General features: G+C 44.4%; 12 protein-coding genes. 1 reads left to right on the plus strand and 11 read right to left on the minus strand.

The annotated features are described in order from the left end of the window. Window positions 1-111 precede the first annotated feature (111 nt). From ASG89_RS16785 to ppsA, 11 genes are all read right to left on the minus strand, one after another. Entirely contained in the window at window positions 112-2,415 is a 2,304-nt protein-coding gene (locus ASG89_RS16785) for a helix-turn-helix domain-containing protein (protein WP_057311853.1), read from the minus strand. Window positions 2,416-2,498: 83 nt separating this feature from the next. Then, window positions 2,499-5,231 (minus strand): discoidin domain-containing protein, encoded by a 2,733-nt coding sequence (locus ASG89_RS16790; protein WP_057311854.1) that lies wholly within the window; start codon window positions 5,229-5,231, stop codon window positions 2,499-2,501. Next, window positions 5,228-9,799, minus strand: a complete 4,572-nt coding sequence (locus tag ASG89_RS16795) for an Ig-like domain-containing protein (RefSeq protein ID WP_057311855.1) — start codon at window positions 9,797-9,799, stop codon at window positions 5,228-5,230. The genes ASG89_RS16790 and ASG89_RS16795 overlap by 4 nt, the downstream gene beginning before the upstream one ends. Before the next feature lie 330 nt (window positions 9,800-10,129). Continuing rightward, window positions 10,130-11,893 (minus strand): hypothetical protein, encoded by a 1,764-nt coding sequence (locus tag ASG89_RS16800; protein WP_057311856.1) that lies wholly within the window; start codon window positions 11,891-11,893, stop codon window positions 10,130-10,132. A gap of 111 nt (window positions 11,894-12,004) precedes the next feature. After that, on the minus strand, window positions 12,005-13,603 hold the full coding sequence (locus ASG89_RS16805) for an extracellular solute-binding protein (protein WP_057311884.1): 1,599 nt from the start codon (window positions 13,601-13,603) through the stop codon (window positions 12,005-12,007). A 66-nt stretch (window positions 13,604-13,669) separates the two neighbouring features. Beyond that, window positions 13,670-14,566, minus strand: coding sequence for a carbohydrate ABC transporter permease (locus ASG89_RS16810; RefSeq protein WP_057311857.1), 897 nt, complete (start codon window positions 14,564-14,566; stop codon window positions 13,670-13,672). Window position 14,567: 1 nt separating this feature from the next. Beyond that, window positions 14,568-15,545 carry an ABC transporter permease gene (locus ASG89_RS16815; protein ID WP_057311858.1) on the minus strand — a complete coding sequence of 326 codons (978 nt, stop codon included), beginning with the start codon at window positions 15,543-15,545 and terminating at the stop codon, window positions 14,568-14,570. A 238-nt stretch (window positions 15,546-15,783) separates the two neighbouring features. After that, window positions 15,784-16,278 carry a hypothetical protein gene (locus ASG89_RS16820; RefSeq protein ID WP_057311859.1) on the minus strand — a complete coding sequence of 165 codons (495 nt, stop codon included), beginning with the start codon at window positions 16,276-16,278 and terminating at the stop codon, window positions 15,784-15,786. Window positions 16,279-16,322: 44 nt separating this feature from the next. Continuing rightward, on the minus strand, window positions 16,323-16,802 hold the full coding sequence (locus ASG89_RS16825) for a hypothetical protein (protein ID WP_057311860.1): 480 nt from the start codon (window positions 16,800-16,802) through the stop codon (window positions 16,323-16,325). 199 nt (window positions 16,803-17,001) lie between these two features. Next, a complete protein-coding gene (locus ASG89_RS16830; RefSeq protein ID WP_057311861.1) occupies window positions 17,002-19,215 on the minus strand; it encodes a family 78 glycoside hydrolase catalytic domain in 2,214 nt (737 codons plus the stop codon). A gap of 122 nt (window positions 19,216-19,337) precedes the next feature. Then, window positions 19,338-21,953, minus strand: coding sequence for a phosphoenolpyruvate synthase (gene ppsA / locus ASG89_RS16835; RefSeq protein WP_057311862.1), 2,616 nt, complete (start codon window positions 21,951-21,953; stop codon window positions 19,338-19,340). 318 nt (window positions 21,954-22,271) lie between these two features. Between ppsA and ASG89_RS16840 the strand changes: the two genes are divergently transcribed. Continuing rightward, window positions 22,272-22,610 (plus strand): L,D-transpeptidase, encoded by a 339-nt coding sequence (locus ASG89_RS16840; protein ID WP_057311863.1) that lies wholly within the window; start codon window positions 22,272-22,274, stop codon window positions 22,608-22,610. Window positions 22,611-22,702: the final 92 nt, after the last annotated feature.

The raw sequence follows: 22,702 nt of genomic DNA on the forward strand, positions 1-22,702 counted from the left end.
GACCAACAGATGGTCGACTTCTTTTTTCTAATTCGGTATAGAATTTTTCTTCATCCGATACTTCAATCGAGTCAGATGGCAGATGGCAGGTGATACCCGTTTATTTGCAACTTATGACGAAACGGGCTTCAACATATGTTCCCGATATTCGGTTGGAGTTACGCCTGTATATTTTTTGAAAGTGCGCAGGAAGCTTCTCGTATTGGCATATCCAACCGCTCCCGAAACGTCATTTACTTTAATCGACTTATCTTTCAAAAGCTCCATGGCAGCTTTAATGCGAATCTCGATCATGTAATCGATAAAATTGCTTTCCGTGTGATCCTTAAACAGTTTGCTGATGTAAGGCGGAGTGAGATGAAACATTTCAGCCAACCGGTCTAAGGACAGATCATATTCCTGATAATGCTCTCGAATATAGTCCAGCATTCGCTCGATCGTCTCATTCTTCCCTCGTTGATTGCGCTTTTCTTCAATTTGTGCAGCCAAGCCTTCGAGCGTATCACCCACTAGCCGCTCTGCATCCTTCCAGTTCTCACATTTCCCGATTCGGTCATAGAAGTTGCTTAGCGGCCCCATCGATATCTCCGGCTCAATCCCAATAGATTTAACAGTTTGCAGTGACTTCATCACAAGGTCATAACATAGCTGCCTAATCAGCTCTGGAGGAAGATTGCTCTCCACTGCTTCACGGAATGTCTCCGATAAGTAGGTGAGCATCTTGACGCGATCTATTTGCCTCATGGCTTCCATTACCGGATCGATCATCCGACTGAGCTTATAATAATCTTGTCTGTCTGGCGGCTGTAAGTCGTCTACCGAGATAACCGAATGCTTACCGAAGATCATTTTATAATGAAGTGCCTTCTGAGATTCATCAAAGGAATTCGGGATTTCCTTCATCTCCATGCGGCATTTACCGACTCCGACTGTTACCGTTAAACCAAACTGTCTTTTCATGATATCAAGAATCAGTTCAAGTATGACTAATGTTCTCAAATGATTTTGCTCTGCATCGCCTTCCGCGAAGCTGAGAAGGACAGCCGCCTGGCCGCCTCCTAGATCGATTGCTAAACCTGCATGCTCAGTACGAATCAGTTCCTCTGCGACATTACAAAACATATAGGTGTACAACGTTTCGTCGCGAGGGGCAAGCTGTTCACCTTCCTTGCCAATCTCAGCCGTACAAACAATAAAGCGCTCAGAATACATGTGAATCCCCAAAAATTCCAAATGATGATACATCGCATGGAAATCGGAACGATTACCATTCAATACATCCATCATAATCTTCCACTTAAGCATCGGCTTTGAATCCCTGACATGCTGCTCCAAATGCTCGCGGTCCGTTACCATTTCATCGAATATATGCTCCAGGTTTCTGAGTCCTATACTCTCTTCGCCATGCCCTCTACGCTTGTTCAACCCAGACAGCTTACCCGCCAAACGGTCCAGTGGCTTAAAGGTCCAACGGTTCACATAAAATAATGCGGCCAATGCTAAAAAGAACATCAAGACGGCAAATGTGAGCAGTAGATTCCGTGTAACCTTGATCGGCTCAAATACGGCAGACTCGGGCACTATGCTGACAAATTTCCAACCTGTATACCCGCTAGTCCGGTAAAAGACAGACTCCTTAATTCCATCCAACTTCATATTGAGCGCTCCGCTGCCTGGATCCATTAATATCGTCTGTATATACGGCAGCGACTTCATATTGCGGTAAAGCTGACTCTTATCGTCATGCGTTACGACATTCCCTTCCGCATCCAGGATGAAAAATTGACCACCGTGGCCGTCCTCATAGATCGTTTGTATCATCTGAAACAACTGTGCCTCTTTGATGCTAATAGCCATGAGACCTTTCCTGAAGCCAGGACTGCTGAGGCTAGGAAAACTGCGGACCAAAGTAATCACATCTTGGGTCTCATGGCCATCCCATACCTTCTGAGTCGATAGCCACTTGAAATATTCAGGCATATTGAGGTACTGAGCCAACCAATTGAATTCTGACGATGCTTGCTTTAAATAGGTTTCCTCTGTCATTAAGTCGCCACTGATATGTGAGTACGCAAATACAGAAGAATAATTGGGATTATTCCAAATAAATTCCTTCAACCTGTTAGTCAATGTATAGTAGATGCTGTATCTGTGTCCGTCATCACTGTAGCTGTTATTCATAAAATAAACAAATTCCAGCCCTTCGGCCATGGAGAGCAGATCTTTCTCCGTCTGGCGAAAGGCTGCCTCTACCTTGGAATCAACCTGCTTCAGCAATGCAAGATTAGCATCCTCCAAGTCCTTCTGAAGCCTGCCCACAGTCCCGGCGTAGGACAACCAGAAGGTCAGAGTGATGATGAAGAGGAATACAATACCATATAAGATCATGGCTTTTCCGGAAATGCTGGTTCTCATGGTGGACCTCCGTTCGGTCGCATTGTTTTGTTCCTATTGTACCATTAACACGACTGTTCGAGAGGGAAAATATGGACTTCTTATCAGTTGATGGAATTTATAGTTACCCCGGCAAGGGAGTAGATAAATACTGGCGCTCCGGTCAGTGGCACGCTTACAACTCCTGATACTGCTTCCAGATATTTGTAACTTCCATCAATGCCAACAATGGTTACACCTGGATCAGAAGTCGCTATTTGTGCTGTTCGGGATGGGCTGCTTGCCGTCTTCCAGCTCGCATCCCATAAAGATGTGATGTACTTGTTCTTATTCTCATCCCAGAATTGATACCCATAATAAGGATTGGCCACATTGGATACAACACCCAAATATGTCGATTCCTTAAGTACTCTAATCAAGGTGTAGTAACCGTAGTAGCTCTCTTTTGGTTTACCGTTCCAGTCGATCAGTCCAAGGTTATGCTCCAAATTGTTGGTTTCCGTACCGTCATCGGCAAAATCATACCAGTGCATCGTCCGGATTCCGTTTGCGATGGCATGCATGTAAGCTCTAGCCAAATAATTTCTTTGGGTGGATCGATCCACCGTTTTCAGGTAGCTTCCTCCTGTATAAGTACTCCAGCCTAGCTCGGTAACGACGATTGGCTTTTCGCCATCACCATGGCTCGCCATGACTGTTTTTAATTCCTGAAATGATTGGAGCAGCTTTTCAGGTGCGCCTTGCTCCAGCCCTGGAACAGCAGGATACTCATATTTAACATAAGGATGGACATCCATGACGTCGAAATATGTTTTCACCAAGGCGCCGTTCTGCCCATCTGAATTATACAGGGCGTCCAGCCAGTTCAAGCCCTCATCCGCTTTTAAACGATCCAAGCCGGCGAGAGCAGGCTCTACAAGCAAGCTCTTGCTGCTGACTGCTTTCAAGCTGTCATGGTTTGCCTTGAGTGCAGCTGCTACAGCGGCCGGATCTCTTTTAGCAAGATCAGGTTCATTGTACGTTGAGAATGTATAGGCACCCCCATTATTATCCGACTGAACATAACCCGGTCCATGATAAAAGTAGTGGAAATTTAGTCCACTTTTGCCATACAACGTCTTCATTGCACTGCTGTGATCCCACCATCTGTTCTTGTTGATTCCGCCAAGGTCTCGTAGAAGTCGGAGTTTCGTCATCAGGAACACATCCTCCGTCTCGCCATGGTGCACATAGTTTCCTCCCCCATAAGGGGCATCGTTAATGGCAAATATATCTCCAACCTTCTCCCCTCCAAGAACGGATGGCGTGGTAATTGTCACCGTCTCAACATCTTTCCTCTCTCCACCAGTTGAATGAAAAGGAGTTATAGCTACATAATAGGTGGTTTCCGGCTTCAGTGCGAAATAGGATAAGTATTTACCGACCTGTTCAAGTGACTTGGCCTCAGCCGTGAATTTCGGCGTTAGCCCTGCTGTACTTGAGAAAGATGAGGTCTCTAGATATACGCCGTATTTGGTCACATTGTTGACGACGCTATTGTAGCTGGACCAATCCAGAACTAGTGTGCTGTAATTTTTAAGTTCCGAAGTAAACTCAACTTGATCAGGTGTCGACTTTTTTGGAAGCGTAGAGTCGTACAACTTCCAGCCCCAGATTGCCACCTCTCCGACTGTAAGGATCTCCGAATTATTCGCATTATGCATAATGATTTTGACATATTTCGCATGTTTACCTGGAACGCCGTAGCTTGGTGTATTCACGATCACGTTCGCTGTTCGGCTGTTCGCATTAGGTGTATAACCGAGAGACGTATAGTTCACCCCGTCAGTACTAACAAGTACCTCATAACCATCCATGAATTTATTACCGCCTGATGCCAATGTCCACACATCGATTTTCCCGATTTGATACACATCGTTTAAGTTGAAAACAACAGCACCAAACTTCCCTTTCGAACCCCAGATCGAGTTGGTTGTAGAAGCAGCGTCGGATTCTTTGCTGGAACCGTCGATTAAGTCTGGTGCTCCTCCTACCGTGTCATTCTTAGAGCCATCGTTATCGTATTTGATTAAATCCCCATCTGTAACGAACGGTTGATCGGTCAACCACTCATAGGATGCGCCTGTCGCAATTTTGGGAAGAGACGTATTATACAAATAGTTGGAAGTTCTCAAATAGTTATTGCTCAAGATGGCCATCGGCTCTAGGGTATCGCCATAAACAGCTGCTTCCCCCAACCTCATGACTTCCTTGGCCGGGTCATTATGCATAATGATCTTGATATATTGGGCATAAACAGCAGGCTTTACGGCAAGTGTAACGTGGGCATATCCGGAGCCTATCGTATTCACATTGTCTGCAGCTCCCACACGGTTGTAGGTCACTCCGTCGAAGCTGGCATACACCTCAATATTCTTCATTCGACTGTTATTATCCATTTCGGCCCATACCTTCACCGTTGAAACCTTATAAACGGATTTCAAGTCGTATAGTAGCGTCCCGAAAACAGCGGTGCCTTCCGCGCTCCCCGTTGTATTGCTTGTGCTGTCGTCAGGACCATTATTACCATCGGTCATATCCGGTTCTGTGGTGTCATCTGAAGCTATCAGTGCCGGATCCGTCGCATGGCTCCCTTCTGTCAACCATGTATAGGTTGCTCCCGTAGCAATAGCCGCTGTTCCCTCAGGAAAAAGTGCTCCTCCTATCACATTTCCGCTTAGTACCTTTTCACCAGTTGCTGCTTTAACATTATGATTTTTCAGCGGGATAAGAACGGAAAGCACACCGAGCAGAATGGCAAATGCAACTAGAGAACCGCTCTTTTTCATAAATCTCATGGCAAAGCTCCTCTCTGGAATGTATCGTACAGGACCGGAATAGCTTCGTCGGAATCTGTTGCAGAAGGTATGTCATCACCTTTTGAAAGTGCCTTGACGGTTACTATACTGCTCGCTGTATAACTGCCATCATCTGTCGTTACGGTTATCGTCGCCGTACCAGCTGACAATCCAGTAATCGTTGCATGCTGCTTGTTGACCTCTTGAGCAACACTTACAACCGCCGGGTTGCTCGAAGTGAAGCGGACCGTCTTGTTGCTAGAATTGCTTGGTTGGACCTTTGCGTTCAGCGAGATCTTTTGATCCTGTTTCAAATTTACGGTCGAGCGGTTCATGGTAACCCCTGTTACTTGCACCTTACCGTCTGTTACTGGTCCCTTGATGATCACCGTACTATTCGCCGTATAATTACCATCGTCTGTCGTTACGGTAATTGTTGCCGTACCAGCTGAATTGCCGGTTACGGTTGCTTGCAGACCGTATACCTCCTGCACAACGCTTGCTACGGCTGGATTACTCGAAGTAAAGTGCACCTGTTTATTGGTTGAGTTACCAGGAAGGAGTGTCGCATTCAGGACGGTCGTTTCTCCCACATTTATGGATGCTGTCATTTGGTCCAGCGTAACTCCTGTTACCCGGATTTCAGGCGCAGCGATTTCGGTGAGTATTAAATCTTCAAACAATTGCGTATTTTTGCTGGAACCAATCCCGCTCATGTATTCAAGCCAACCGCGTCGGGTAGTACCGTCATTCTCATTAATCAACATAGAAAACCCGAAAATGTCTTTGTCCTGTGGGGATTGGCCTTCAGGCAGCAGCTCTGACCACGGAATCGCGAGCTCATAGGTGGTGGCGTTGCCGCTGCGAGTGACCGCGCCTTGCACAGTCGTCATCTCACCTGTCGGTTTACCGTTAGCTGACAACCATCTCCAGACCATCGGGCCTTGTTCTCCAAGCGCGATTCCGAATTCGTTGTTTTCCGCGCTGCCGCTGCCGTTAACTCTTCCTGTATCAATGGAGAACTGTATGCTATCCCCCTGCCACATGTCGCCGCCAGTTCCTTTTTGAACATGAATATTATCTTGAACTTCCATACCGAAATAGAGATGATTGCGGTCCCACTTCAAATAGCCCTTACCACTTAAATCCTGCTCTCCGCCCCAATTGGCAATGTTTTTATTTTGATCTGATCGGTTGATGATGATGGGCATACCATTATGCCAGCTTGCCTCTATCAGCGTGCCATCTATAGTCGGAACCGTCTGGTCGTTCACCGCTGCAAGAAAGTTAAATGGTCTCTCCACGAGCTTCGTAAATCCGCTCTCCAACTCCACCTTTAGCTTTATCTTGGCCCTTGCTTGTTCTGGAAGCTCAGTGATCGGAATCGTTATTTTCTTGATTTCTCCGGGTAAGAGCCCATTGAAAGCTATTGGACTGCTTTGACCTAAGACCAAATAAACAGCTTCGGTAACGCTTATCGTGCCGCTAAGCTCTTTGTCCTCCGTCGCATTCTCCACATAAATTGCCGCATGCCATCGATCCCATTGCCCGGGTACTGCAATCTCAGGCACCATGCGGACTTTGATGGTTTCCAGCACATTGGCTTTTAATTTCACAGATGAGATCAGCGAATTGCCTGAAACCACTTGGATCGTAAGCTCTTGGAGCTTCTCTTCCGCGTTGAGCGGAACAGGAATAGTAATCGGAATCGCTGTCGTTCCGGCCGTAAAATCCACGTCACCTTCCAACTTCCATTCATCGGATGGCCCGATTAATTCCAACCTTCCGTCCAACTCCACACCCATGCCAAATCTGTTGATCGCGGTATGGATAACCTCTCCACGTCTTATATCTACTGAAGGTTTCTTTAACACAAAGGAATCATCAATGGATGAAATTTCCAGACTCGAACTGGAGTAAATAAACACAGGAGCACCATTAATCGTTAAGCTTGCGCTGCCTTCGCTGACCGGCAAATAGGTATAACTTCCGTCTATACCCACAACGGTAAGCCCTGCGTCCTTCGTTTTGAATGTCGCTGTTTTGGTAGATTCATCCGCCGCCCAGAGCGAAGTGATGTACTGGTTCTTTCCTTCATGCCAATATTCATATCCATAGTAGGGATGTTCGACGCCCGGCTTAACGCCAATATATTTGGCATCTTTCAGTACCTTGGACATCGTATAGTAAGCATAATAGCTTGGTTTCGGAATGCCGTTCCAGTCGATGAGTCCCAGATTATGTTCTAGATTAGTCGTATCGAGTCCGTCATCCTGAAAATCATACCAGTGCATTCTCTTTATCCCACCAGCGATCGCATGCATATAGGCTCTAGCCAAATAGTCGCGCTGTGTGATTGGATTCACTGGACGTAGATAACTGCTGCCGGAATAGGTGCTCCATCCTAGCTCCGTGAAGATAATTGGCTTCTCTTGATCGCCATATTTGGCTTTAAGTGATTGGATGTCTTCAATTTTCTTTATCAGCATTTCTGGTGCACCTGGAATAAGTCCAGGTAAGCTGCCTTCATGGTTTTTTACGTAGGGGTGAACATCAAGCACGTCAAAATAGCTCTTCACTAAAGCGCCATTAAGCCCGTCTGATTGGTATAAGTTCTCCAGCCAAGTCATACTTGACGGTTCAGTTCCGCCAAGAGCAGGCTCGACAAGTAAATTTCGACTATCCACTGCTTTCAGGTTCTCGTGGTTTTGTTTAAACTGTAAGGCCAGTGCCGAAGGATTAGTCCCCTTTAAGTCAGGCTCATTAACCGTGGAGAAGGACCAAGTTCCTTGCTTATTTTCCATCGGAACATCTTGAGGACCATGGTAAAACGTATGGAACCCAACCCCGTATTTATTGGAAAACGCTTTGACCCAAGAATCATGAACCCACCAACGGTTGAAGTTAATCCCTTCGATGCCTCTTGTCAGAATAAGCTTGCGAATGATGTTCTCATCCTCTTTACTCCCGTGCTGAACATAGTTTCCTCCGCCATAGGGGGTATCGTTAATAGCGAATATGTCCCCGACCTTCTCCCCGCCAAGTACGCTTGGTGTGGTAATTGTGACCGTGCTGACATCTTTGCGTTCGCCTGTGGCTGTGCTCGTCGGAGTTATCGCAATGTAATAAGTCGTCTCTGGCTCTAGAGAAGAAATAAGCAGAAATTTACCCTTCTGTTCGACAGATCCGTTATCGGCTGTCACGTGAGCAGAAAGCTGGTTTGTAGATGTAAAATCACTCTTCCTAATGTATATGTTGTATTTGTTGACCTTGTTAATTACGGCATTATACGCAGACCAATCCAGATACAACGTGTTGTAATTTTTCACATAGGTCGTGAATGCCACCTGATCCGGGGTGTCTTTCTTAGCAAGCGTTGCATCATATAGCTTCCAGCCCCGAATTGCGATCTCCCCCGCAATCAGTCGATCGGAGTCATTAGCATTATGCATAATGATTCTTACATATTTCGCATGCTTACCGGGGATGCCGTAGGAAGAGGTATTGACCATAGCACTTTCATATCGGCTGTTAGGATTGGCTGTGTATCCACTGGAGAAATAGTTGACGTTATCGACGCTTAACAGCACCTCATAGCCGTCCATGAAGTTACCGCTGTCTGCTTTGGACCACACATCGATATTCCCGATCTGATACATATCATTTAATGTAAAAGTTACTGTACCGTATTTCCCTTGTGAGCCCACAGCCATACTGGCTACCGTATCAGCTGTTTCCTCTGTACTAGAACCATCAATTAAATCAGGCAAACCGCTGACGCTTCCATCATTCTTCGCACCGGCTTCATTGTCGCTCGTTATTAAACCAGATTGGGTCACAAACGGCTGTTCAGTGCTCCATTTATAGGTTGCCTTTGTATCCAGCTTTGGCATGCCTACGGCATAATAACCGCCAGCTTTTAACTGGTTATTGCTTAGAATCGCCGGTGTTTCCGCAGCGTCACCCCATATCGCCACTTCTCCAATGCTCATCTTGAGCTTCGCCGGATTTTTGTGCAGGATGACCTTCACATATCTAGCATACGGGACAGGCTTGATGTTGCTGGACACCGGAACAATGCCTTCATCATCACCGTATGAGCTTTCGGTAAGCGCAACGCGGTTATAATTCACACCATCGATACTTGCATAAATTTCAACCTGCTTTAAACCGCTTGCTTCCGAGAATTCAGACCAAACCTGCAGGGCGGATACGCGGTATACGGCTCGCAGGTCATAGACCAGCGTTCCGTGAGCTGCTCCTGATTGGCTGTAGGTTGAAGTGACAACGCTTACAGAACCGTCAGTCATGTGAGCCGCATCGCCTAGATCTGTAGCGTAAAGTCCGGTATCTGTCGCATTACTCCCTTCCTGCTGCCATGTATATGCAGCTCCAGTATCCATGACCGGTGTATTGTCGGGAAACAACTGGCCTAATGTATTACCACTCAGTATCTTTGGCACTTCCGACTCTGCCGCATGCGTGATAGGAGCGACAGTCGATATCATGCCTATGGTTTGCATAAACAATAAGATTGCTAAGAACAGGGGACATACTTTTTTTAGCATCAGAGAACTCCCTTCTCCCTATTGAATAGTCTTCTTAGATCATCACTTTTTTGCATGCAACGAAGTCACACGTTCTCCTACCGTCACCCCTTTCTTAGGTTCTATCGGTTGGTGAGAATAACCTTATCAAATGCAGTTGAAATCACAATAGACAGTTTTTGTCGGACGTGGCATTTCTTTCGATCCAACGCGCAGAGAGTGCAATTCAACACCGTATTTCATACATGTCTTAAAAGATGTAACTTGATTCATCAATTGGTCACTTCTAAGAAAGGAAAAAAGGAAGGAGACAGCCATTCATTTGGCGAGCTTCTTCCTTTTTGTCGTTCCCTAATTCGGATGTTGGTCATTTGGCTTCAAGGAAATCGACAACTGTTGCTGTGAGCCATCTGCACGATTGTCAACACCTCTTGCTGTCACTTGCTCTGCTTCTTCTTCAAGGAGAATCAGAGGCACGTCATTAACCGAGTCACCTATCGCTAACATGAATATAAATGCAGCTTTGTCCATCGCTTGGAAGTCTATGATTTGCCGCTCTCCTGCGTAAATAACCAGATCTAGTCCATATGTATCTCCCTGTTTTCTCCATTCCCAGTCCCAACCTGCGGTTGTGGAAGATACGTTGATATCGCCGCTGTGCTCTTGGTTCTCTTCTGCACCTTCAAAGGAAGCGTATAAGCTTTCGAAACGTAAAGGCAGTCCGTTGATCTGCACTAGCGCTACAGCGCCTTTTTGCTCAATGTTCATACGCTCTAAGCAACCACCAAATTCCATTCGAATTCGGAAATCAGTCGCTTCTATACGGCCTTGAATACGATCCAAATTTGGGTGTGTATCCCCGCCGTTCGTCAGAAAGTTTATACCTAAGAGCAGATGGCTGCGGCTGGCTGCAACACTGAGAACAGCTGAGCAATAATCATATCCATCATGTAAGCAACGCATTTGCAAATATGTAGGCTGCCCGCCATTATCGAAATAAGCGACCATCCCTCTTGTTTGATTCCACATGATCTCTTTCGTGAAAACTCCGATCGCGTACTTCGGCGTTATGTAAGTTTCCGCCCATTTTACGAATCCAGTCTCCTCATTGCGATAATAAGGCTCCCTAAGTTCACGTTCCTCTACTCGTGTAAATTGATCAATGTATGGTTTCGGACATTGAATTTCACTGCCAAACCACTCCGCATCATATTCCAAATCGTCAGAGGCAAAGAAAACCAGTTTATTATCTGTTGCTACTTGCAGGAAGGATTTGGCTTTATTCGTCAGTAATGTACTGTAGCTGCGACTATGAGGACCAGCCCATTGCTGGGAGAACGGATGGTAATGCTCCACCACCATTCGCCAGACCATATCTAACAATTCGCCGGCTATGTCCTTTGCACGTGGATGGAGGGCATACTTGCGAATTTTAGACAGCTCCACAATAGCAATGATAGAGTAAGCAGGACTGTTGAATTCTTGAAATGTCCCTAATTTTACCGTATACTGCTGCAGCTTCACCAGTCGTTCCAGCCCATAATCTGCATAATCCTTCCGATTATACAGCTCACCAGCAATCAAGGTCACAAATGCCCCCATGATCGCAATATTCGTATAGTGCGGTCCAACATTCCGTTTAATGATCGCGTCACATGCGATGCTAATCGATTCTCGCATCTGTTCTTTCAGCGCTTCGGGCAACTTATGACCGTGACGAAGTACTGCAAGAAGCAGTTCCTTGCCGCAAAAATCCGCCCAATTCCAATCCGGAGGTGCCATTTGTGTAAGCGGCTCTTCATAGAACCAAGGCCATATCCCATAGGTATCATTTAGAGGATTGCGATCCTGCAAGGATAACAGACGGCCAATAATATCATACGCCCTTTGTTCATATGCCGGCATTTCCGTATTTAGCAAGCCAACCGCATAGAGGAGTGATGGATAAGTCGGATGAGTCGTCGGGTGATCCTTAGCCGTTAGCGTAGTATGATACCCAGGGCTATGAAAAGGACGACGAATCATACAAAACTGAGAATCATACTCGCTTTCTTTGGCCGTGATGGCCTTTATCAGAAGTGCTTTGTGATCAAGAATAGTCTCATTTACGCGCAAGTTGAACAATCCTTTCCATTCGGTTTGTAGAACAACGACGGGAAGGTCTGCCTACTTATAAAGCATGCAGCCTTCCCGGAGATTCATTTATACCTATTTGACGTGCACTGATTATTTCAAGAACTCTTTGTTCTTCTCATACCACTCTTGTGCAAGTTTCTCCACATTATCTCCGCCGAGACGCTTCCACTCTTTACGAGCCTCATCCAATGCAGCCTCTGGGGTTGATGCACTGCCTCCGGTTACGGCTTTCACCTCGATTTGCGTAGCAATCGGATGGAACGTGGCGATCAGTTGGCTTACTTCCGGAATATCCGGGCTAAAAGCTATGTCTCTACGGTATTTGTTTTTGAGTGCCACATCTAGTGACTGTGTTTTCAATTTGGCATATTCCTGTGAAAGAGGATCCTGAGCAGCCATGATCGGGAACCAGTCGGATTTCAGGCTAAAATCGGTTACAATCGCATACTCAGATGCATAAGACACTTCCTTACGGGATTTGTCAGCATCAATGACTTGCGGGATCTTGCTGTCTATTAGTTTGAAATGGACATTTTCCTCTCCATATTTCATCGCCATGTCCCCTTTATCCATCATCCAATCGAGGAATTTAACAGCGGATTCGATTTTATCCTCTTTCATCTTGCTGTTAAAGGCGACCAAAATATTGGCCGGAAGCTCTTGGTATAGTCCAGTTTTCCCATATTTACTAGCCACCGGCTCTAGAGGAACCATCTTGGCATCGGGTACATTTTTCTTAAGATCCATATACTCGTTTTGCATATTCCATGAACTAAAATAAATACCTGCTTTGCCTGTCGTCCACATTTGACGAGCGCGTTGGAAGTTGCTATCCGTGATATACTCCTTATCTAGCAAACCTTGATCGAATAATGTTTTCTGATAGGCAATGGAATCCTTGTAACGATCCAACGTCCTGCCAAACTTAAGCTTGCCCTCTTCCAAATACCATTGATTCTCATTCACGGAAAAGAGTGATCTAATGATTTGCACTCCGTTCCCATTAAACACAATAGGCACTGTATCTGCTTTACCATTACCGTCTGGATCTGCTTCCTTAAACTTCTTGGCCACCTCGATCAATTCTTCCGTTGTCGTTGGCGTTTTTAAGCCCAACTTATCCAACCAATCTTGACGAATCCACATCCCATGATTGGCAATTCCTTCTATGCTTCGGCTGCTAGTGACTGCATACATTTTGCCGTTAATCGTCGAAGCTGATTTGAGCTCAGGATGCTCCTGCAAATACTTTTTCATAGTCGTGCTATACTTTTCGATATAACTATCTATAGGTTGAATAGCCCCTTGGTTAGCCAATTGCGCAATATAGTTGCGGTCATATTCCCAAATGAGATCAGGTGCGCTCCCGGAAGCAACCAGCGTACTCAGCTTTTGTTGAGCCTGTGCACGGGGGACTGGGATCCAACTTACCTTAGCCGGCGAATTCTCATTTATCCACTTTGTCCAACGGTTGTTTTCGTAACTGCCCTCTTCTGAGGCTACTGTTCCACGATCAAAAGCAGAAATGCTGATTTCTTTCTTCGGGCCGGCCGCTGTTGCCGCAGGAGCTGCACTTCCTTGGGGTTTTGCTGAACTGCCCCCGTCTGTCGTCGAATTGGCGCTGCAAGCAGCTAGTACTGCTAAAGACATACTTGCTGCAAGAACTGGTTTCCACGTATGTTTAGTCATTTTCAATGGTTCCATCCCCCTAATAAATATTGTGTGGTATATATCAAGGACTATTGTCCCAAGATATCAGCCTTTGACTGATCCAATCAAGACACCTTTGACAAAATGCTTCTGCAAGAACGGATACACGATCAGAATTGGCGTGACTGCAATGACAATCGCCGCCGCTTTAATCCCTTCGGGCGTAAGCGTCATCTCCGCAACGCCCTCGCTGCCGGATGCATGATCAAGGAGATTCTGATCAACCTGTAAAATCATTTGATAGAGCTTTAGCGTTAAGGTTTGCTTGGTTGTTTTGGTAACGTAGAGCAATACATTGAAGTATGAATTCCACCAGCCTACCGCATAAAAGAGTGAGATCGCCGCTATGATCGGTTTGCATAATGGTAATATGATTTGAATCAAAATCCGCCAATCTCCAGCGCCGTCGATAGAAGCTGATTCCTCCACTTCTTCCGGCAAACCCTCCATGAATGTTTTCATCACAAACATGTTGTACGTACTGATTAATGAGGGAAGCCATAACGCCCAATAGGTATCCATAAGTCCTAATGATTTAACTAGTATAAAATTCGGGATTACACCCGAGACGAACAGCATAGTGAAGGTGATGAAAATAAGCAGCCCATTTCGCCCCATTAGTCTTCGTCTGGAAAGTGGGTACGCAGCCAATAAAGTAAGTGTCATATTGAGCAGTGTGCCGATTATAGTTACCAGCACCGTATTCCACATCGCAACAAAGAGCTGCCCATCCTGGAAAAGGCGCTTATATGCCTCTGTATTGAATTCGACCGGCAATAATGATACTTCGCCCGCTGTAATAGCTCTACTGCTGCTGAAAGAAGATACAACCTCATACCAGAATGGATATAAAGCAATTAACGAAAGAAAGCCAAGTATCACATAATTAGCAGACGTCCCTAGACGGGATAAAAGGGTTTGCTTTCTGTATAAACTTTGCATCCTACCATAACCCCCGTTCTCCGAACGCTCGAGTCAATCTGTTTACGCCTACGACCAATATCAATCCAACTGCGGATTGGAACAGTCCTAAAGCCGTCGTATAGCTGTAATTCATATTCTGTAAACCGACTCGGTACACGTATGTACTAATGACATCGGCAACATCCAAGACAGACATATTCTGAAGGACCAGTGTCTGCTCAAGCCCCACATCCATCATGTGCCCCATACGGAGTACAAGTAAAATAGCTATTGTGCTGCGAATACCCGGTAAGGTAATATGCCAAATCTGACGCAGCTTCGATGCGCCGTCCATCTTGGCTGCCTCGTATAGCTGCGGATCAATGGATGTTATTGCAGCCAGATATAGAATCGTGCCCCAGCCCGCTTCCCGCCATATGCCTGATAACGTGTAAGCAACAGGCCACCAGCTAGAGCTGGCCATGAAATAAATAGGCTCGATGCCAAGTACCTTCGTCAGCAACATATTAACAACACCCGTGCTTGGTGAAAGCATAGCAATGAAGATGCCTCCAAGAACAACCCATGAAATGAAATGAGGCAAGTAGAGCAGATTCTGAACGGTCCGTTTGTACCATTCCTTGCGTACCTCATTAAGCAGAATTGCGAGTAGTATGGGTACCGGAAATCCAAAAACGAGGCTGTACACGTTGAGCAGCAACGTATTTCTTAATACTCTCCAGAAATCAATGCTTTGGAACAAGCTTGTGAAGTGTTTTAACCCTACCCACTCGCTGCCGAAGATGCCGTCGGCGAATCGGTAATCCTTGAATGCAATAATCTCGCCAGCCATCGGAGCATATTTAAACAATAGATAGAACCCGATGACAGGAAGCAGCATCAGATACAAATGTTTATCCCGTATCAACCGGCCACGGAATGTCGACGAAATCGGCTTGGTTGGAATTGGCTTCCGTTGGCTTATCTTCTTATTTAATAGCGTCCCTCTTTCCTCCATGTTGTGTTCACCCTTTCCAAATGTGAGCCTGCTGTTGTGCTGGCGTTATCATCGTATCCTGCCATGGAATTCTTGCAAATAGACACGTTTTGCTCTGCTGTCTTTTCTTAATAATTGCATGTCACCTTACTTAAACTAGGTTCATTTTTCTAAGGTGACAGGCCTGTTAACACAAAAAGGCTGCACGTAGCAGCCTTATAAAGTGAGTTATTCAACTAATGTTCACGATTGGAAAGTGTTAGTTCAGCAATTTTCTTGTCTTCTGTTCAAAATCCTTCCAACTTGATCCGTACCCCAGATTCATCCCCCATCCCGATGAGCGCAACTTCTCAGCTAACTTGATGAAATCATCTCGTTCCTTATCGCTTAATACAGCATTTGGAAAACCAGTGTCTTCTTTATAATCACTCAAATAATCTTGTAGTTCCCTGAGCAAATTCTCATTATCTTTATTTAAGGCACCTGAACGATTACCAATTTCAATAATTAAACCTATGCCCTCCATCACATCCTCTAGTTTCTCAGTGACATAACTTTGATTACCCCAGCCAGTCTCCATTTGATAGGTTATGGAGCCTTCCAGCTGTATAAAGTTACTTTGAATACCCCTAAATGCAATCTGTTCCATAGTTTGTCTATCGCTTTCATTCTTGTTATTCAAGAAAAAGGCCAATAGAAAATTACCTAGTATGGATATTGCAAAAATAATGTTGAGCCATTTATTATTCTTCATTTTTGTCCTTTCCAAGAGCATTTCAATTAAGATACGTGTAGCACTTATAGCTTTTCCATAAAAGCTAACACATGTTTTTTCACCTGATCTTGTTCTTCCTGTGTCATATTGTTTAATTTTAAATTCTTTGCACTTCCAGGGGCTATAAGGATTGTAGAGGGTTCCTGAAGCGTTTCTTTAGACGTATTTCCTTCTTCAGTGAGCAACAGCTTAGATTTGTTTGCATAGGAATGGATTAATTCTGTGTGTATAAACTTACCTTCCATATCATAAAAATCCTCAATGGATTTAATATCCGATTTCATATGGGTTTTCCCTTCCTCAATAGTGGTTATTGCATTCACTATTTTGTAACCCGTTTGTTCAAAGAATCCTTTATCATTTTGATTATTATCAAGTGTTTCTATTGCAAAAACCTCAATGGTTTCATATTTCTCTGTTTGACCACATGCACTTATAAGCAGAAAAGTGAAGATGAACACACAAATCTTCACTACAATTATCAATTTTTTGTTGAAGATCATTCCTTCACTCCCACCTCTTAATTCTTAAAATATGTGACTTAAGTATATCCTTATTATTACTGGTTATAAATGGAATTTTATGACTTAAATATGACGTTTTGTTATGGAGCAAATCAATTCTTCGGTATTCGTCCATTTCAATCGAAACAAAACAAAACCGACTGACAATTAATCGTCAGCCGGCTAGAAAGGTTTGACCTCACTTATTTACAATTTGTTGGCTCTGGCCCCTTCTGACTGAGATGCCTTGCGGGAAGCTTTCGGTCCATTCACCGTTCTCATACCGGAGTTGAATTGTACCTGTTGGCACATTCAACTGAAGCGAAAATGACGTCCAGCTAGCTGGAAGCTTCGGACAGAATGAAATTTCTTGCCACCCTGGCTTCGCAGGTTTTAGGCCGATAATATCCTCAATCAGCACGGGAACCGGCCCGCTTGCCCACGGATGGCATAAGCTCGTGTTCCATTTCTGATCTTTCCCCCATGCTTCAAAGCAGGTCGTTGCTCCTTCTTTAATCATATTCCCCCAGGAATGCTCATCGTCGGCTGATAGCAAGTCATAGATCAACTCATGCTCTTCGACTTCTGCTAGAGCTTTCATCACAAAGAAGGAGAAATAAACTCCGCATGCGAACCGCTTAGTCCGAATCATATCAACAATAGCTCGGACAGAATCCTTTGGTGCGATATGGAACAATAGAGGGAGTACATTGGCATGCAGGGCATGATGTGTGCTCAGCTCCGAATCTTTAAACAAGGATTGCTTCTCATCATAGAAAGCATTTAAGAAGCTCTTTTTTAATTTTGGCAGCCGATTCTCATAGGCAACACCAAGTATTTCCCGCATCTCGTTTACGATGCTTACACAACCGATATATAGGGCATTAATGACATTATGGCAGCCTGGACCGACTGGCCTGCTCAGTTCAAAATCATAGTTGTCACGTAAGTTTTGCGGCCAATCAACCAGATTCCATTTGTCCGTGACATTTTCAAGCAATCCGTCCTCACGCTCAAATTTCTTGAAATGCTGCAGCAAGCCTTCCGCATAGGGGTACATCTCTTGAATGAAGTCCTTATCCCCGCTGTATCGATAATATGTCATGACTTGCATCGGCCACTGCAAAGAGAAATCAGCTATTTCCTGCATGAAATGTCCCGGTACTACGGCCATTATCCCCCCACAGACGAAAGAGCTACGAGCAAATTGCTCAATTGCTTTCCGAAATAATCTTAAATCACCACTTAGCAGCATATGGGAGTGGCCAATGATTGTATTGTCACCTAGATATTGACCCTTCTCTCGGCTAGGACAATCCACGAAATTTTCCTGAGAACCGTATCGGACACCATTTTTGCAAATGTTAAAAATTTGATTCATCAATTCATCCGAGCTGTGAAGTATACAGCTTTGCTCATCTAAAGGATAATGCCTGACTACTGCGTGGAACGACTCAGGTCTCAGCGCTTCCTCTGGTCCTTGCACTTCCACATAGCGGAATGCTTTGTAATCATACGTTTCGAAGTCGACTACATCACCGGATAATATCCACTGATCATGATACAGGCAATTGCAGCGCATTTCGAAACGAACTGCTTGATCACCAAGCATCAGTTCCTCCCCTGACATAATATGTACAAGTTCTCCCGCGTTTCCTTGGGCACTCATGGCGAATTGGCCTGTCAGCTCACTTCCGAAGTCGATCAAATAGTGACCGGGTGCAAGCCGTTCGACGCGCGAAGGCTCTTGATTATAGACGGCAAGCAGCGGAGTTGGCTGCTGAACAAATGTATAATCGGTATGCTCCACAGCTTCAGCGTATTCCCAATCTGAATCGTCGTAGCTAACTTCAGTCCATCCCCGCATCGATTCCCTTGCATCCAAATGCTCTGTGAATTGCGTGTCATAGCCGAACTTCACACCTGGCTGATTATCATGAACTCGTTTCGCTTTCCAGTTACGATCCGTCTTTATTTGCAAATTCTCACCTGCCCAGAGCTCGGCTATGAGACCTTGCCGGTAGTCGGCGCTGTTATAAGCCCGATTCAACATCCCCTGATAGTAGACATGAATGGCAATTGCATTTTTTCCAACCTTCAGTAACGGACGTATATCAATACGATTGTAATAGTAATGCTTCGCATCACTCTGTGCGGGCCCTTGAGCGACGAACTCCCCATTGATATACAGCTTATAATAATCATCTGCCGTCAGATGTAGCCAAATCTCTTCCTCTTCCAATACCTTATCATCCAAAATAAACGCATTTCTTACATACCAATGGTGATGCTGTAAATCCGGACGATGAGGTTCGACTACACCTTCTTGAAGTTCTTTATGGTAGAGATAAGATTTTTCCAAATGTACAAAAGGACGATCTGTCAGCCAATTTGCCTGCCACTCTTGTGTCAACCTAATCCGCTCCTCTTCATGTAGGTAGAACCATCTTACTTAATAATCTACAACTTCAATATTCGTGAGATCACAGTAAGTATCCTTTATAAGGGAGCAGATTTAAAAGTGATTCTCACTATTCACAATATTTCAATATACCCTTCAGTTCCATGCACACGAATTCGTTGTCCATCTTTGATCAGTTTGGTCGCATTGTCAACCCCGACAACAGCCGGCAACCCATATTCACGCGCGATAACGGCGCCATGAGTCATCAGTCCGCCAACTTCTGTAATTAGTCCTTTAATCGATACAAACAAAGGTGTCCAGCCGGGGTCAGTAAAGGAGGTAACTAAGATGTCCCCATCTTCTAGATTAGCCTCTTCCATGTTTAAAATGACACGCGCGCGTCCTTCAATCACACCTGAGGAAACGGGCAGACCTACTAGAGCTCCTGTAGGGAGATCGTCTCGATTGTACGTACTCGAAATGATTTCACCGTCAGACGTAATAACACGCGGCGGAGTTAGTTTTTCATATACGTTGTACTCGTCTTTTCGTTTACGGATGATCTGGTAATCCAATTTATTCGTGCGTACGACATCGTGAAATTCTTCAAAAGTGAGATAGTATGCATCTTCTTTTTCAACAATAATACCCGCTAGTACGAGTTGTTCGGCTTCCTTTAGCAATGCTTGTTTATATAGGAAGTAACGATTAATCATGCCGTATTTGGGATATTCCCGATAACCAATGAAATTACGGATTAGGCTAATCACTCGCTTTGTCTCTGCTGCTTTTCGTTCACCATCCGGCAATTGTTGCAATCGTTCTACTAACTCTTGTTCTTTGGCTAAAGCTTCTTGTCGTCCTTGCTCAAATTTACGCGTGCTTGCGTGGGGCTCAAAGTTTTTGATGTTACCCATAATCATCGGAACAAGTGTAAGAGGTTTTTCACTCCAACGCGATTTCGTCATATCGATTTCACCAGCGCATCTCATGCCGTATTTATCGAGATAGGTCTGGATAGCGTCTAACGTCTCCTGTCCCCCGTTAAACTGAACAAGTTCCTGCAAGAAGTTATTATCTTTAACATGCTGTAAGAAATCAATAACCTCTGGATAAGGGCGAATCACATCTGCAACATCCATTAGTGCCAGACCCATTTCCGACGTAATATTGTTTGCTACAGATAGAGAAAGCGTATCGGCTACGTTTTTTTCACCCAACCACTCGTTCATTTTTTCATTGATCCATGAGGAAGCATTCATAGCTGTCATAAATACTGCAGAGCTTTGCGGGTCAAATAAAATTTTTTTTAATTCTTGGATATCTTCTAAAATAAAATCAAATACATCGGTGCCTGATTTCGCTTTAATGTCTTGTTTTAGCGTTTCTATAGATGCTTGATTTCGCTTAATCAAATCTGAAGCGATTGTCTGGTCATTCTCAATAAGTGATTGAAATTCCCAAGAGGATTGATCTTCATTGTTTTTACTGGGACTAGGTATTTGTTTACCATCATCTGGTAGCAATTTGATAAAATCTTCCCGCTCTACGATAGTCATGAGTGCATCTTTAATGAGCGGATCAGATTTACCCAAGGTATCAATGATCGTTTTCCTAGTGGGTGAAGCTAGCATCTGTGTCACATCAACAAACAACCTTCCACCAGCTCTACGCATAGGCGCACGAGTCGTTAGCAAATAAAAAGATAAGCCCAAAGGTTTAATCGGATCTGTCATCATTTGTTGATGTCCAACGGATAAATAGACGTGATTTTCTTGGTCATTCGCTTCAGGGATAGGGAATAACGTTGTGATTGGACGACTCTGTACAATATAGAATGTATCATTAGCCAAACACCATTCAATATCTTGAGGGTAACCGAAATTGGCTTCGATTTGTCTTCCGATATGGGCTAATTGTAAAATGTGTTGTTCAGTAAGTGTTTGCGCATTTTGCTGATCAGGATCCAGCTGCTGGATCTCTGTTCCGCCTTCTTTTCGTCCATAAATAGCTAGTTTCTTGGTTGCTATCCGCTTATCGATGATTTCCCCGGCCTGAACTTTATAATTATCCGCAGATACCAAACCAGAGACTAACGCTTCTCCAAGTCCGAAGCTGGCATCGATGGATAGCAACTTTCGGTTCGACGTCATTGGATCAGCGGTAAATAATATCCCCGAAGCCTCTGGGAAAATCATCCGTTGAACAATCACTGCCAGATATACTTGACTGTGGTTGATTCCATTTTGCATACGATAAATGACCGCGCGATCCGTAAATAAAGAAGCCCAGCATTTGCTGATATGCTGCAAGATGGCATCGAGGCCATGGATATTTAAATAGGTGTCTTGTTGACCGGCAAAAGAGGCATGCGGTAAATCTTCTGCAGTCGCACTAGAACGAACAGCATACGCATGTTCTTCACCGAACTGGGAGAGATAGTGAGTAACTGCTTTCACGACATCGGAAGGAATTTCTGCATCCATAATAATTTGTCGAATCTGTCTGCTGATTTCAGCTATTTGATCTCGATCATCTGCTTTTAGGGTGGTTAGTCGATCCAACAAGGCATGATAGAATTCGTTTTGTTCAATGGCCCTTTGATAACCTACTGTTGTGATAGTGAATCCTTCCGGGACTTCTATGCCTTCCATTTTTGATAATTCCCCTAAGTTCAGCCCTTTTCCACCTACGAGTAAAAGCTGTGTCTTTTCTATTTCCTGAAACCTGAGAACCAAAGAACTCATTCAAATCTCTCCCAACTATGATATGATAAAAAACATTTGACAACTGTTTCATTGGCATGCTACAATTAGGATGTAAGATGTACTATTTATGTTTTTAAGAAAAAGTAAATTCGTAAATCGATTATATCATCGTGTTTATTAATATGCAATATGAAAGAACCTGATTAAGTAATCAGGTTCTTTTTTTCATCCCTGCTCTTCTATACAGCCCTTCGTTAGCGTGGCAGAGGCAGCCGATTTTGTCGGCTGCCTCTTTTTTGTCTTGTATTAACTTCCGAAACTTGGCATGCATAGAATAGTGCTTAGGAGGCGAAGCAAATGCCAAACTATCGAATTATCGTCGATTTATCCGACCGTAATCTGTATTTACTTGATGGAAATACGGTTACCAGGTCATTCCCTGTAGGAATCGGCAAAATGGTTACGAAGACACCCAAAGGCGAATATACGATCATAAATAAACAAGCTAACCCTGGAGGTCCATTCGGAGCCTTCTGGATGGGCCTATCTAAACCCCATTACGGCATCCACGGAACAAATGATCCTTCTTCGATCGGAAGGGAAGTTAGTCACGGTTGTATCCGAATGTATAACGAGGATGTTCTGCAGCTCTCGCAACTCGTCCCCATTCATACTCGAGTTACGATTCGGCCATAAGGAGATCCATGTCATTTTATTCCAATAATTTTATAGATTCATCTAGAATAATTTAAGGTAGGCAATGCTACTTTTCTTATACTTAATGTAAG

This window comes from Paenibacillus sp. Soil766, from assembly GCF_001428105.1.
Classification (GTDB): domain Bacteria; phylum Bacillota; class Bacilli; order Paenibacillales; family NBRC-103111; genus Paenibacillus_E.

Coding starts and splice junctions, on each gene's coding strand:
- ASG89_RS16810 (WP_057311857.1), bottom strand. CDS start 14,566: ATGCAAAGTTTATACAGAAAGCAAACCCTTTTATCCCGTCTAGGGACG.
- ASG89_RS16785 (WP_057311853.1), bottom strand. CDS start 2,415: ATGAGAACCAGCATTTCCGGAAAAGCCATGATCTTATATGGTATTGTA.
- ASG89_RS16790 (WP_057311854.1), bottom strand. CDS start 5,231: ATGAGATTTATGAAAAAGAGCGGTTCTCTAGTTGCATTTGCCATTCTG.
- ppsA (WP_057311862.1), bottom strand. CDS start 21,953: ATGAGTTCTTTGGTTCTCAGGTTTCAGGAAATAGAAAAGACACAGCTT.
- ASG89_RS16805 (WP_057311884.1), bottom strand. CDS start 13,603: ATGACTAAACATACGTGGAAACCAGTTCTTGCAGCAAGTATGTCTTTA.
- ASG89_RS16825 (WP_057311860.1), bottom strand. CDS start 16,802: ATGATCTTCAACAAAAAATTGATAATTGTAGTGAAGATTTGTGTGTTC.
- ASG89_RS16815 (WP_057311858.1), bottom strand. CDS start 15,545: ATGGAGGAAAGAGGGACGCTATTAAATAAGAAGATAAGCCAACGGAAG.
- ASG89_RS16820 (WP_057311859.1), bottom strand. CDS start 16,278: ATGAAGAATAATAAATGGCTCAACATTATTTTTGCAATATCCATACTA.
- ASG89_RS16795 (WP_057311855.1), bottom strand. CDS start 9,799: ATGCTAAAAAAAGTATGTCCCCTGTTCTTAGCAATCTTATTGTTTATG.
- ASG89_RS16840 (WP_057311863.1), top strand. CDS start 22,272: ATGCCAAACTATCGAATTATCGTCGATTTATCCGACCGTAATCTGTAT.